Source organism: Brevundimonas diminuta, assembly GCF_039673845.1.
In the GTDB taxonomy this organism is placed as follows: Bacteria; Pseudomonadota; Alphaproteobacteria; order Caulobacterales; family Caulobacteraceae; genus Brevundimonas; species Brevundimonas diminuta_E.
This window is the reverse complement of record NZ_JBDJMK010000012.1, coordinates 124,111-136,102: the sequence shown is the minus strand read 5'-3', so window position 1 is coordinate 136,102 and position 11,992 is coordinate 124,111. Positions and strand designations below refer to the sequence as shown.

Genomic DNA, 11,992 nt, shown 5'->3' with positions numbered 1-11,992 from the left:
ACCCAACCCTCCCCCATCGAGGGGGAGGGCTATGAAAGCAGGTCAGTCGGCCCTGTCGCCGCTGAACATGGTGTTGCCGTTGGCGGTGGCGGGCGGAACCGGCTGGATGACGTCGAAATGCTCGACAATCTTGCCGTTCTCGACGCGGAAGATGTCGACGATGGCGCGGCCAGGGTCGTCGGGCGTCTCCTGCGAATGGACGTGCAGGGCGACCAGATCGCCGTCCGCGATCACGCGATGGATGGTGGCCCGCGACTGGGGATTGTCGCGGAAGAAGCCCTCGAAATAGGCATAGAAGGGCTCGGCGCCGTTCGGCACGTCGGGGTTATGCTGGATGTAGCGGTCGCCGATATAGAGCCGCGCCGCCTCGGTCGGGCGGTGCTGGTTGAAGGCCAGATCATAAAAGGCGACGACGATACGGGCGTTTTCGGCCTCGGTCGGGGTGCGTGAGGCCGAGGCCTGAGCCGGAGCAGGCGTCGCTTCATGGGCGCTGGCCGGAACGGCGGCGGCGCTGAAGGCGAGGGCGGCCATTGCGGCCATCATCAACGGTTTCATCTGTGCGTCTTCCTCAATAGCCGACGGTGAAGCGGGCGCGGGGATGGCGGGGCGTCTCGATCTCGTCGACCATGGCGATGGCGTAGTCGGGGAAGGTGATGCGGCTGTTTCCCTGACCGTCCGTCAGCAGGGTGTCGCCGCCCAGACGGAAGGCGCCGGTGCGCTCGGACCCGTCAAACAGGGCTGACGGCGACAGGAAGGTCCAGTTCAGTTCCGGTTCGGCGCGCAGGGTTTGGAGGAAGCGTCCGCCCGCCTCGGCCTCGGCTCGGTAGGCGTCGGGAAAGCCGGGCGCGTCGATCAGGGCCTGTCCGGGCGCGACCTCCAGACTGCCCGCGCCGCCGACGACCAGATAGCGCGGGACGCCCGCATCCTTGACCGCCTTGATCAGGAGTTGCGGGTCGCTGTCGACGAACATGACGGCGCTGACGACGGCGTCGGCGCCGGTCAGGGCAGGGGCGAGGGTTTCGGGATGGTTCACATCCCCGGCCACGGCTGTGACGCCCGGCGCCGCTGGAGCGCGTTCAGGTCGACGGGCGACGGCGGTCACCGTATGGCCACGTCGGGCCAGTTCCCTGACGATCTCCGAACCAGCGCGGCCGCTGGCGCCCAGAACAGTCACTTTCATCGGTTTGCTCCTAATGGTTACCAATAGATACCAGGTGTGCTATGGGGATCGGCCATGCAAGAAGGCACTTTTTCCTCACCAGGTTCCCCGGCGGTGACCGCCGCCGGCGATGCCAGGCGCGATGCCAGGCGCGATGACAGGCGTGATGGCGGGCGCGGGAACGCCTATGCCGCCGATTGTCCGACCCGCCTGCTGCTGGACCGGATCGCCGACAAATGGACGGTTCTGCTGCTGACGACGCTGGATGACGGCCCGATGCGCTTCAATGCGCTGAAGCGCCGGATCGAGGGCGTGTCCCAGAAGATGCTGAGCCAGACCCTGCGCCAGATCGAGCGGGACGGCCTTGTCACCCGCACGGTAGAGGCCAGCGTGCCCGTCTCTGTCACCTATGCGATTACGCCGCTGGGGCGGGAGCTGGTGCAGTCGCTGCGGCCGATGATCGACTGGGCCGAGACGCGGATGGCGCAGATTGCGCTGTTGCAATCGGCCTATGATGCGCGGGCCGCGGGCGCCTAATCCACCGTTCTGTGTCCGGACGACTTGACGAGCGGGGTCGGAATCCGGTCTTGGACCCCGGGCGCCAGGGCGGCGACCGTATCGGAGAGGCTTCATGCTCAACTGGTTTCAGGCGCTGCTGCCGAAGGAAGACAATTTTTTCCGGCTGTTCGACGCGCATGTGCAGTCGCTGTCGAAGGGCGCTGACGCCCTGCGGCACATGATGAACGGCGGGCCGGAAACGGCTGACTGGTGCGCCAAAGTCGTCGCCCATGAAGAAGAGGCAGACGAGGTCGCGCGCGAGGTTCTGTTCGCCGTGCGCCGCAGCTTCATCACCCCGTTCGATCGGGCCGACATCCGCGGCCTGACCAATTCGCTGGATGACACCATCGACCAGATGCAGAAGGCGGCCAAGGTCGTCACCCTGTATGAGATGCGCGACTTCTCGCCCAAGATGCAGGAACTGGCCGACATCGCCGTTCAGTGCGCGGCCCTGACGCAGGAAGCCTTCACCCTGCTGCCCGCCATGAGAAAGAACCACGAACGTCTGGTGGTCCTGACCGAGCGCATCACCGATCTGGAGGCGCGCAGCGACGATCTGTACGACGCCGGGATGAAGGCGCTGTATGAGGCGCACCGCCACGACGGCACGGGCGGCAACACCCTGGGCTTCATCATCGGCAGTCAGTTGCTGGATCACCTGGAGAAGGTGATCGACCGGTTCGAGGATGTGGCCAACCGCATCAACGGCGTTCTGGTCGAGCACCTGTAGGACCGTCATGGACCACGCCCTCCTGATCCTGATCTTTCTGATCGGCGTCGCCCTGCTGTTCGACTTTCTGAACGGCCTGCACGATGCGGCCAACTCCATCGCCACCATCGTCGCCACCCGCGTCCTGCCGCCGATCTATGCGGTGGGGTGGGCGGCCTTCTTCAACTTCATCGCCTTCCTGTTTTTCGGCCTGCACGTCGCGGACACCATCGGCCGGGGCATCATTTCGCCGGATATCATCTCGGATCAGGTGATCTTCGGCGCCCTGATGGGGGCCATCAGCTGGAACATCATCACCTGGATTGCGGGCATTCCCTCGTCCAGTTCGCACGCCCTGGTCGGCGGCCTGCTGGGCGCGGGCGTGGCCAAGGCGGGGGGCGGCGCCGTGGTCATCAGCGGCGTGCTGAAGACGGTGGGCGCCATCTTCATGTCGCCGGCGATCGGCTTCCTGCTGGCGCTGCTGCTGGTGCTGATCGTGTCGTGGCTGTTCGCCAAGGCCAATCCCAACTTCGCCGACCGGGTCTTCCGGGGTCTGCAGTTCGTGTCGGCCTCGGCCTATTCGCTGGGCCACGGCGGCAACGACGCGCAGAAGACGATGGGGATCATCGCCATACTGCTTTATTCGCGCGGTATGCTGGGCGGTGAGTTTCACGTGCCCTTCTGGGTGGTCATCACCTGTCAGGCGGCCATCGCCCTGGGCACCCTGTTCGGCGGTTGGAAGATCGTTCACACCATGGGATCGCGCATCACCCGCCTGAGCCCGCAACAGGGCTTCTGCGCCGAGACGGGCGGGGCCATCACCCTGTTCGCCGCGACCAGCATGGGCATTCCGGTGTCGACCACCCACACCATCACCGGCGCCATCGTCGGCGTGGGCGCGGCCAAGCGCGTCTCGGCCGTGCGCTGGAGCGTGGCGCGCAGCATCGTCACCGCCTGGTTCATCACCATGCCCGCCGCCGCCGCCATCGGCGCCCTGTTCTACGCCATCGGCGGGCTGTTCCTGACCTGATGTCCAGCAAGCCCCGCACCCTGTCATCGGAGACGCGCCAGGTCGCGGCCCTGCCGTGGCGGCATGGCGCCGACGGCGTGGAGATCATGATGATCACCTCGCGCGAGACGCGGCGCTGGGTCATCCCCAAGGGCAACCGCATGGCCGGCAAGACCGACGCCGAGGCCGCCGTGATCGAGGCCTATGAAGAGGCGGGCGTTCAGGGCGACGTCATGGGCGCGCCGATCGGCTGGTTCCGCTATGGCAAGCGGCTGAAGTCGGGTCGGGTTCAGGCCACCATCGCCAGCGTCTATCCGCTGGAGGTCTTCATCCAGCTGGGCGCCTGGCCCGAGGACGCCCAGCGCGAACGCCGCTGGATGTCGACCGCCGACGCCGCCGTCGCCGTGGACGAGGTCGAACTGGCCGAACTGATCCGCGACTTCAATCCGGGCGGCGGGGCGGAGTAGGGCGTTTGCGCCGTCGCCGGAAGACGCCGCGCAGGCGTTGATTTTCCCGCCGGGCCGTGTATAGAGCCCGCATCTCGTCAGGGCCCTGGTTCTGACGATGCCTGTCCGAGAACTTCGGGATGCGGGGGTCGCCCGCGTCGTAATCGTCCAGAGAGCCCTCTGGCGCCGTGGGGAGATGGGGATGCACAGACCTTTTGCCTGCCGCTATCCGGCGGGCGGGCCACGCTTCCTTCGGACAATACGACCGGCCTGAACGCTGTGCAGCGATGCATGGCGCAATGGCCAATCCGTCGCTGGGAATAAGCTCGGCGGCGAATACCAAAACTGGAGACCACAATGGACCGCGCACAAAAAGCCGAGTCGATCGAATCGCTGAAGAGCGTGTTCGCCGACGCGGGCGCCGTGGTCGTGACCCACAACCTGGGTCTGACCGTTGTGGAGATGGAAGACCTGCGTGGTCGCCTTCGTAAGGAAGGCGCCGCGTTCAAGGTGGTGAAGAACCGTCTGGCGCTCAAGGCGCTGGGCGTCGAGGAAGGCAGCGAGTACCACAGCCTGTTCAAGGGCCCCGTGGGCATCGCCTATGCAGCCGACCCCGTCACCGCCGCCAAGGTCACGGCCGAATTCGCCAAGGGGAACGACAAGTTCAACATCCTCGGCGGTTTCATGGGCGACAAGGTTCTGGACGCTAAGGGCGTCGAGGCTCTGTCCAAGCTGCCGTCGCTGGACCAACTGCGCGGCAAGCTCATCGGCCTGCTGCAAGCCCCGGCGACCAAGGTTGCCGGCGTTCTGCAGGCGCCTGCCGGCCAGCTGGCTCGCGTCTTCAACGCGTACGCGACCAAAGACGCCGCCTAAGCCCCGTCATCTCTGCATATCTCTCTGAACCTCATCCTACCGAAGGAAGACTAAAATGGCTGATCTCGCCAAAATCGTTGAAGAACTGTCGGCCCTGACCGTCCTGGAAGCCGCTGAACTGTCGAAGCTGCTGGAAGACAAGTGGGGCGTCTCGGCTGCTGCTCCGGTCGCCGTCGCTGCTGTGGCTGCTGGTGGCGGCGACGCCGCTCCGGCTGGCGAAGAGCAAACCGAGTTCACCGTTGTCCTGGTTGACGGCGGCGACAAGAAGATCAACGTCATCAAGGAAGTCCGCGGCGTCCGCACCGACCTGGGTCTGAAGGAAGCCAAGGACCTGGTCGAAGGCGCTCCGCAGCCGGTCGTCGAGAACGTCTCGAAGCAAGCTGCTGAAGAGCTGAAGAAGAAGCTGGAAGAAGCCGGCGCCAAGGTCGAAATCAAGTAAGATTTCGGAACTGGCCTCTGGTTCGCCAGAGACAGCTTTCAAAGCGAAGCGGGTCGGAGGGAAACCTCCGGCCCGTTTTCTTTTGAGCCATGCTCTGCGTCGTGCAGGTGCGGCAACAGCCGTGCGTGACGCGGCCGTGATGGCGCGCTAATCTGCCTCGAAAGGCCATCAGAGCCGTGAGGAGCGTTCCCATGTCCGACTTCGAGCACGTTTTCGAGCAGCCGCCGGAAGGCGCCGCCGCAGACTGGACCATTCCTCAGAACTGGTCGTCCTATACGGAGGTCGAGCACCAGACCTGGAACACCCTGTACGAGCGGCAGATGAAGATCCTGCCGGGGCGCGCCTGCGACGCCTATATGCGCGGGCTGGAGGCGCTGGATCTGAATGCGGGCGGCATTCCCGACTTCGAGATCATTAATCCCAAGCTTCAGGCCCTGACCGGCTGGACCGTGGTCTGCGTGCCCGGACTGGTGCCGGACGAGGTCTTCTTCGACCATCTGGCCAACCGCCGCTTCGTCTCGGGCCAGTTCATCCGCAAGCCGGATCAACTGGATTACCTGCAGGAGCCGGACATCTTCCACGACGTGTTCGGCCATGTGCCGATGCTGACCGACCCCGACTTCGCCGCCTATATGGAGGCCTATGGCAAGGGCGGGCAGCGGGCGGCGTCGCTGGGGATGCTGCCGAATCTGGCGCGTCTGTACTGGTACACGGTCGAGTTCGGCCTGATGCAGGAGGCGGACGGCCTTCGCATCTATGGCGCGGGCATCGTGTCGTCGGCGACCGAGAGCGTCTTCAGCCTGGAAGACCCGTCGCCGAACCGTCTGGGCTTCGACCTGGAGCGGGTGATGAAGACTCTGTACCGCATCGACGACTTCCAGCAGGTCTATTTCGTCATCGACAGCATCGAGGCGTTGAAGACGGTGACGCTGCAGGACTTCGGCCCGGTCTATGAGGGGCTGAAGGGCGCCGAGGCCCTGCCGATCGAAACCATCCTGCCGACCGACAAGGTCTTCACGCGCGGCACGCAGGCCTATGCGGCCAAGGGCGGGCGCTTCGCGGCCTAGACGGCGCGGCTTTGGGGAGGATTGTCGCGCCCGCTGACCCTATCGCGCCGTCATTCTCGGGCTTGACCCGAGAATCCAGCTCCGCAACGCCTGAACCGTCCTGAAGAATGATGGTCGCGCCGTCGTGTTTGCTGGATTCTCGGGTCAAGCCCGAGAATGACGGCGAAGTAGAGAAGAATGCGCAAGGAAAGGCCTGTGCCTGGTATCGCCTTGCCGCCCCCACCCGGCTTCGGCTTCGCCTCAGCCACCCTCCCCGGAACGGGGAGGGAGAATGGGTCACGTCCTCTGGAACGGGTAGAAGCCGCCGCCCAGATTCAGGATCTGCGTCAGTTCATCCAGCGCGCCGCGCGTCTCGTCCAGCAGGGCGGGGTCAGCCAGATCGCGGGCGGTCAGGCTGTCGCGATACCAGCGGCGGCCCCAGTCCGACAGACGGGCGTGCAGCGCGTCGGTCAGGCGCATGGCCGGATTGGTCGCCGCCAGCTCCGCCTCGGTCAGCACGACGCGCAGACGCAGACAGGCCGGGCCGCCGCCGTTGCGCATCGACTGACGTACATCGACGTATTCGACATGGCCGATCGGACCGTTGGAGGTCCCGAGGGCCTGCGCGACCGCATGGCTGCGCGGGTTGTCGCGCGTCTCGGTCGGGCAGATCAGGGTCAGACGATCCTGTCCCGGAACCCGGATCAGCATGGAGTTGAACAGATAGGAACTGATGGCGTCGGCCAGCGGCAGGTCGGCGGTCGAGATTTCAATGAACTGCGGCTCAAAGGCGTCGGCCGCGATCCTGATCGCGTGTTTTGTCTCAGCGGTATTCTCGAAGGACTGTTCGTGGAAGAGCAGCGTGTCCAGGGCTCCGACGCATACGACGTCATTGTGGAACGTGCCTCCAGCGATAGCCGCACGCGACTGCTGAGCCAGAACCACACCCTGATCCATGTAACGACGGGCCAGAGCCTCCGAGGCCTGTCGCGTTTGTCTTGCCGGGAAATGCCCGTCCCAGGGTTCAAATGCGTCGCGCCCCCAGACCAGCAGGTTCACGCCGGGATAGTGATGCTCGGCGCATAACCGAACGTGATTGGCGGCGCCCTCGTCAGCGAGATGGGAGACTGACGGCAGGGCATCATGCACGGTGAACCACGAAGGGTCAGGAAACAGCGCTTCGAGTGCGCGCTTCGTCTGCTGGTGCTCCAGCGAGCGGTGTAGATTGGTGACGAGGTTGGCGGGGGTGAAGTGAACGCGGCCGTCGCGGCTGTCGGCGCTGGGCGTCACCGTGGCGGCGTTGGCGGCCCACATGGGCGAGGCCGAACAGGCGGCGGCGGCGAAGGAGGGCGCGTCTTTCCATGCGCGTTCCAGTATAGCCTTGTCCGTGCCCCAGAAGCCCAATGAGCGCAGGAAGGGAATATTCGGCCGCTCGTGCGGAGGCAGGACGAACTGGGGCAGGCCCAGGTCGGCCAGGGTCTTCATCTTGTCGAGGCCCTGCAGGACGGCGGCGCGCGGGTTCGACGCCGCGCCCTTGTTCAAACTGGACGCCAGATTGCCCGGCGACAGTCCCGCGTAGGAGTGCGTTGGCCCGATCAGACCGTCGGCATTGGCTTCGACAGCGGTCATGCGTCCTTCTCCCCTTGTGGGAGAAGGTGGGCGCTGGAGGCGCTCGGATGAGGGGTGACGGCGCCGCCGTTTCCGTTCATCCGTGACCTTGAGTTCGAATTATCCAACATGGCGCTCACACCCCTCATCCGTCTCGCTCCGCGAGCCACCTTCTCCCACAAGGGGAGAAGGAGATTAACGCAAACCCTTGATCTCGCTCTCGATGTTCTTGACCGAACCGGCCTCGAAGCTGGCGACCGGATAGGCGCAGTAGTCGGCGGCGTACCAGGCGCTGGGGCGGTGGTTGCCGCTGGCGCCCAGGCCGCCGAAGGGCATGTCGCCCGCCGCGCCCGTGGTCGGGCGGTTGAAGTTCACCACGCCCGCGCGGATGCGGTTGATGAAGCGGTCCCAGTGCTTCGCATCGTCGCTGACCAGACCGGCGGACAGGCCGTATCTGGTGGCGTTGGCGGCGGCGATGGCGGCGTCGAAGCTCGGGACGCGCAGCACCTGCAGGAAGGGGGCGAACATCTCCTCGTCCTCGACCGCGACGCCGGTGACGTCGATGATCGCGGGCTTGACGAAGGCGCCGGGCAGATTGTCGACCGGACCCGAAGCGCGGATGACCTTGGCGCCCGCGTCGATGCGCTGTTGCAGGGCGGCCAGCGCCGCGGTCGCCGCCTTCTCCGAGATCAGCGGCCCGGCGTAGGGCTCGGGATCGCTGTCCCACGGCGCGAAGTGCAGGCGGTCGGACAGGGCGGCCACAGCCTCGACGATGGCTTCGCCCTGGGCGCCTTCCGGCACGATCAGGCGGCGCGCGCAGGAGCAGCGCTGGCCGGTGGTGACGAAGGCGGACTGGACGACGATGCCCGCGACGGCCTCTGCGTCGGCGGCGTCCCAGACGACCAGCGGGTTATTGCCGCCCAGTTCCAGCGCCAGGATGACGTGCGGATCGTCGGCGAACTTGCGCCGGAAGTGGGCGCCCGCCGCGCCCGAGCCGGTGAACATCAGGGCGTCGATGGGCTGATCCAGCAGGGCCGCGCCGGTGTCGCGCCCGCCCTGCACCATGTTGAACACGCCCTTGGGCAGGTCGGCGGCGTCCAGGCATTCGGCCATCAGCTGGCCGGTCAGGGGCGTTTCCTCGGACGGCTTGAACACGACGGTGTCGCCCGCCAGCAGGGCCGGGACGATGTGGCCGTTGGGCAGGTGGCCGGGGAAGTTGAACGGGCCGAGCACCGCCGAGACGCCGTGCGGGCGATGGCGCAGGACGGCGCGGCCGAAGGCGGTGTCGTTCGACCGTTCGCCGGTGCGCTCGTCATAGGCGCGGATCGAGATGTCGACCTTGCCCGCCATCGAGGCCAGTTCGGTCTTGGTTTCCCACAGGGCCTTGCCGGTCTCGCGGCTGATGGCCTCGGCCATTTCGGGGGCGCGTTCTTTCAGGATGGCCTGATAGCGTTTCACCGCATCGATGCGGTCCTGACGCGGGCGGTCGGCCCAGTCGGAGAAGGCGGCGCGGGCGGCCTCGACGGCGGCGCCGACCTGTTCGACGGAGGCGGCTTCGCCTTCCCAGACGGTTTCGCCGGTGGCGGGGTTGGTGGAGATGAAGTGGGTCATATCAGTATCCGCTCATCCCGGCGGACGCCGGGATCCAGTACTTTGGCCGCATCTGAGCGGCGGGACGAAAGGTAATGTCAAATCGGCAGGCGTGGTGCGCGGGGCTCTCACTGGGTCCCGGCGTCCGCCGGGATGAGCGGGAAATGCCGAGGATCACGACTTCACCCGCACCGTGGCGCCGTCCTTGATCTTCAGGGCGGCGGCGACGTCGGGGGTCATGCGGGCCAGATCATCGTCCACCAGCACGCGGGCGCGCACGGCGCGGAAGGCGCCGACGCTGTCGGTCGAGACGAGGCTGGGCAGATCCACCTCGACCTCCTTCTCGATGCGGGCGGTCAGGACGCGGGCGTCGCGCACGGTGCGGATGTTGTCCCGGCCGCAGGCCACGGTCGGCCCGGCGTCGAAGATGTCGACCAGGCCGTTGGGGCGGAAGCCTTCGCTTTCCAGCAGGGCCATGGCGGGCACGCCCTGCGGATGGACCTTGCCGATCACGGCGCGGGCCGGTTCGGGCAGCAGGTCGATGTAGATCGGGTGGCGCGGCGCCAGGTCGAGGATGAACTGCTTGTCGGTCGAGCCGGTCATGCGATCGGCGTCGTCGAAGTCCATCGGGAAAAATTTGTGCGCCACATGGTCCCAGAAGGGACAGTAGCCGTCAGGCGTGAACACGCCGCGCAGTTCGGCCAGCACATTGTCGGCGAAAAGGTCCGGCTGGGCGCCGATCAGCATATAGCGCGACTGGCTGAGCAGGCGCCCGGCGCCGCCCTTGCGCCGGTCGGCCTTCAGGAACAGGGAGCCGACCTCGGTCCAGCCGGTGCATTCGTTGACCAGCACCAGCGTCTGATGGTTCAGCTTCACGTTCAGGGACGGCGACTGAACGGTGTTGTTCACCACGCGGAAGCTGAAGAAGGGCCGCTTCAGCCCCACCGTCGCCTTGACCGAGCCGATGCCGTCGATGTCGCCGGTGTCGCCGTCCTCCAGCATCAAGGTGTACCAGGCTTCCTGCGGCGGCAGGCGCCCCTCGAAGCTGGCCTTGCTGAGCTCCAGCCGCTCGCTCAGGACATCGGCGTCCTCGGGCAGGCTGGTGAAGCCGGGGCCGGACAGGATGGCCAGTTCGAGCAGGTGATGAAGATCGGCGGGACCGGCGGGGCGAACAACGAGCATGCGGTTACATCGTCTCCAGTCGAAGCTGTTTCAGTTTGAGGGGGTCGATCTCGCCCGAGGCGATCTTGCACAGGATCAGGGCGGATAGCTGGGCGCGCTCGACGAAGCTGGCGGGCCAGGCGAACTCCTGATCCGAGTGAATCTCGCCGCCCACGACGCCGAGGGTGTCGACATTGGGCAGGCCCGCCGCGTGCAGGTTGTTGCCCTCGCAGACGCCGCCCGAGGGCTTCCAGGCGATGGTCTGGCCCAGCAGGTCGCCCGCGTCTCGCACGGCGTGGAACAGGGCGGTCTGGCTGGCGTCCATCGGCTTGGGCGCGCGGGTCATGCCGCCGTGCAGGTCCAGCGTCAGGCCGGGGAAGGGCGGCTCGGCGGCGAGGGCGCGCACCGTTTCGTCGATCCACGCGGCGCCTTGCGCGTCCGGCACGCGGACGTTGAAGCGGACCACGGCGTTGTCGGCGACGACGTTGAGGGGGCCGCCGCCTGCGATCTTGGCGACATTGACGGTGACGCCCTCGCGCTGGCCGTTCAGGCCGTGCAGGCGAGCGGCGATAATGGCGGCGCCCGCGACGGCGTTGGCGCCCTCGTGGAAGGCGCGGCCCGCATGGGCGGCCTTGCCGGTGACGATCAGGTGGAAATTGCCGCTGCCCTTGCGCTCGCCCGCCAGCGTGCCGTCGGACAGGGCGGGCTCATAGGTCAGGCCGACGTGGCCGCGCGCGCCGAGTTCCGCCAACAGAGGCGCCGAAGCGGGGGAGCCGATCTCTTCGTCGGGAGACAGCAGGACGGTCCAGCCGACGCGGGCCTTGTCGGGATGCGTCTCGAAGGCTTCCAGCGCGGCCAGCATGACGCTGATTCCGCCCTTCATGTCGGCGATTCCGGGGCCGTTCAGGGCGCCGTCGTCGCGCGTGACGACGGTCTGGAAGGCGCTGTCGGCGGGGAAGACGGTGTCGTAGTGGCCGGTCAGCACGACCTGAAGCGGCGCCTCGGGCCGGGCGGTGATCTTCAGGCAGTCGGCATAGCTTTCGGCGATCACCGCGCCGCTGTCGGCGACGGTGGTGGAGCCCTGCGTCGGCACGCGCTCGACCGTGGCCGCCGCACCGAACGTCGCGCGCGCCGTGGCGTCCAGAACGTCGAGAACCCGCGCCAGCCCTTCGGCGTGGCGGCTGCCTGAGTTGATGTCGGACCAGTCGATGGCGCGTTGAACAATGGCGTCGCCACGGGCCGCGACGTGGTCCAGCACGGCCTGATCCTGAGGTTCGATCCGCATGGCGGCGACCCTAGACGGGCGCGGGAAAAAGGTGAAGGCGGGGCGATATCTCTCTCACGCACTTGGGATTCAGGCGTCTGGCGGGATAGTTTCGCCGCCTCAGTCAGGG

13 protein-coding genes are annotated in these 11,992 nt (G+C 66.6%); 7 read left to right on the top strand and 6 right to left on the bottom strand.

The annotated features are described in order from the left end of the window. Positions 1–42: 42 nt before the first annotated feature. The gene (locus tag ABE454_RS14510; RefSeq protein WP_346532761.1) at positions 43–555 is read right to left on the bottom strand and encodes a nuclear transport factor 2 family protein; all 513 of its coding nucleotides are present in this window, start codon (positions 553–555) and stop codon (positions 43–45) included. A gap of 13 nt (positions 556–568) precedes the next feature. Then, positions 569–1,180 carry an NAD(P)-dependent oxidoreductase gene (locus ABE454_RS14505; RefSeq protein ID WP_346532760.1) on the bottom strand — a complete coding sequence of 204 codons (612 nt, stop codon included), beginning with the start codon at positions 1,178–1,180 and terminating at the stop codon, positions 569–571. A 93-nt stretch (positions 1,181–1,273) separates the two neighbouring features. Between ABE454_RS14505 and ABE454_RS14500 the strand changes: the two genes are divergently transcribed. The 7 genes from ABE454_RS14500 to phhA all read left to right on the top strand — a co-directional run bounded on the left by ABE454_RS14500 (position 1,274) and on the right by phhA (position 6,260). Continuing rightward, positions 1,274–1,696, top strand: coding sequence for a winged helix-turn-helix transcriptional regulator (locus tag ABE454_RS14500; protein WP_346532758.1), 423 nt, complete (start codon positions 1,274–1,276; stop codon positions 1,694–1,696). A 94-nt stretch (positions 1,697–1,790) separates the two neighbouring features. Continuing rightward, positions 1,791–2,447: a DUF47 domain-containing protein gene (locus ABE454_RS14495; protein WP_346532756.1), complete on the top strand. Its 657-nt coding sequence runs from the start codon at positions 1,791–1,793 to the stop codon at positions 2,445–2,447. Between the two features lie 7 nt (positions 2,448–2,454). Then, positions 2,455–3,456, top strand: coding sequence for an inorganic phosphate transporter (locus ABE454_RS14490; protein WP_346532754.1), 1,002 nt, complete (start codon positions 2,455–2,457; stop codon positions 3,454–3,456). After that, positions 3,456–3,902, top strand: a complete 447-nt coding sequence (locus ABE454_RS14485) for an NUDIX hydrolase (RefSeq protein WP_346532753.1) — start codon at positions 3,456–3,458, stop codon at positions 3,900–3,902. Before ABE454_RS14490 ends, ABE454_RS14485 begins: the two co-directional genes overlap by 1 nt. Before the next feature lie 336 nt (positions 3,903–4,238). After that, positions 4,239–4,754: a 50S ribosomal protein L10 gene (rplJ, locus tag ABE454_RS14480; RefSeq protein ID WP_346532751.1), complete on the top strand. Its 516-nt coding sequence runs from the start codon at positions 4,239–4,241 to the stop codon at positions 4,752–4,754. A 55-nt stretch (positions 4,755–4,809) separates the two neighbouring features. Next, positions 4,810–5,193 carry a 50S ribosomal protein L7/L12 gene (gene rplL, locus ABE454_RS14475; RefSeq protein ID WP_346532750.1) on the top strand — a complete coding sequence of 128 codons (384 nt, stop codon included), beginning with the start codon at positions 4,810–4,812 and terminating at the stop codon, positions 5,191–5,193. A gap of 191 nt (positions 5,194–5,384) precedes the next feature. Further along, positions 5,385–6,260 carry a phenylalanine 4-monooxygenase gene (phhA, locus tag ABE454_RS14470; protein WP_346532748.1) on the top strand — a complete coding sequence of 292 codons (876 nt, stop codon included), beginning with the start codon at positions 5,385–5,387 and terminating at the stop codon, positions 6,258–6,260. Positions 6,261–6,536: 276 nt separating this feature from the next. Here the strand turns inward: phhA and astB are convergent, their stop codons facing one another. The 4 genes from astB to ABE454_RS14450 all read right to left on the bottom strand — a co-directional run bounded on the left by astB (position 6,537) and on the right by ABE454_RS14450 (position 11,883). Next, positions 6,537–7,868, bottom strand: coding sequence for an N-succinylarginine dihydrolase (gene astB / locus ABE454_RS14465; protein WP_346532746.1), 1,332 nt, complete (start codon positions 7,866–7,868; stop codon positions 6,537–6,539). A 174-nt stretch (positions 7,869–8,042) separates the two neighbouring features. Next, complete coding sequence (gene astD, locus ABE454_RS14460; protein WP_346532745.1) at positions 8,043–9,458, bottom strand: succinylglutamate-semialdehyde dehydrogenase; 1,416 nt, start codon at positions 9,456–9,458, stop codon at positions 8,043–8,045. 153 nt (positions 9,459–9,611) lie between these two features. After that, on the bottom strand, positions 9,612–10,619 hold the full coding sequence (locus ABE454_RS14455) for an arginine N-succinyltransferase (RefSeq protein WP_346532743.1): 1,008 nt from the start codon (positions 10,617–10,619) through the stop codon (positions 9,612–9,614). Between the two features lie 4 nt (positions 10,620–10,623). Further along, positions 10,624–11,883 carry a hydrolase gene (locus ABE454_RS14450; protein WP_346532741.1) on the bottom strand — a complete coding sequence of 420 codons (1,260 nt, stop codon included), beginning with the start codon at positions 11,881–11,883 and terminating at the stop codon, positions 10,624–10,626. Between the last annotated feature and the right edge of the window lie 109 nt (positions 11,884–11,992).

Excerpts from the sequence above, each read along its gene's own strand:
- ABE454_RS14455 (WP_346532743.1), bottom strand. The coding sequence starts at position 10,619 with ATGCTCGTTGTTCGCCCCGCCGGTCCCGCCGATCTTCATCACCTGCTC.
- ABE454_RS14510 (WP_346532761.1), bottom strand. The coding sequence starts at position 555 with ATGAAACCGTTGATGATGGCCGCAATGGCCGCCCTCGCCTTCAGCGCC.
- rplJ (WP_346532751.1), top strand. The coding sequence starts at position 4,239 with ATGGACCGCGCACAAAAAGCCGAGTCGATCGAATCGCTGAAGAGCGTG.
- ABE454_RS14495 (WP_346532756.1), top strand. The coding sequence starts at position 1,791 with ATGCTCAACTGGTTTCAGGCGCTGCTGCCGAAGGAAGACAATTTTTTC.
- ABE454_RS14490 (WP_346532754.1), top strand. The coding sequence starts at position 2,455 with ATGGACCACGCCCTCCTGATCCTGATCTTTCTGATCGGCGTCGCCCTG.
- rplL (WP_346532750.1), top strand. The coding sequence starts at position 4,810 with ATGGCTGATCTCGCCAAAATCGTTGAAGAACTGTCGGCCCTGACCGTC.
- astD (WP_346532745.1), bottom strand. The coding sequence starts at position 9,458 with ATGACCCACTTCATCTCCACCAACCCCGCCACCGGCGAAACCGTCTGG.
- astB (WP_346532746.1), bottom strand. The coding sequence starts at position 7,868 with ATGACCGCTGTCGAAGCCAATGCCGACGGTCTGATCGGGCCAACGCAC.
- ABE454_RS14450 (WP_346532741.1), bottom strand. The coding sequence starts at position 11,883 with ATGCGGATCGAACCTCAGGATCAGGCCGTGCTGGACCACGTCGCGGCC.
- ABE454_RS14485 (WP_346532753.1), top strand. The coding sequence starts at position 3,456 with ATGTCCAGCAAGCCCCGCACCCTGTCATCGGAGACGCGCCAGGTCGCG.
- ABE454_RS14505 (WP_346532760.1), bottom strand. The coding sequence starts at position 1,180 with ATGAAAGTGACTGTTCTGGGCGCCAGCGGCCGCGCTGGTTCGGAGATC.
- phhA (WP_346532748.1), top strand. The coding sequence starts at position 5,385 with ATGTCCGACTTCGAGCACGTTTTCGAGCAGCCGCCGGAAGGCGCCGCC.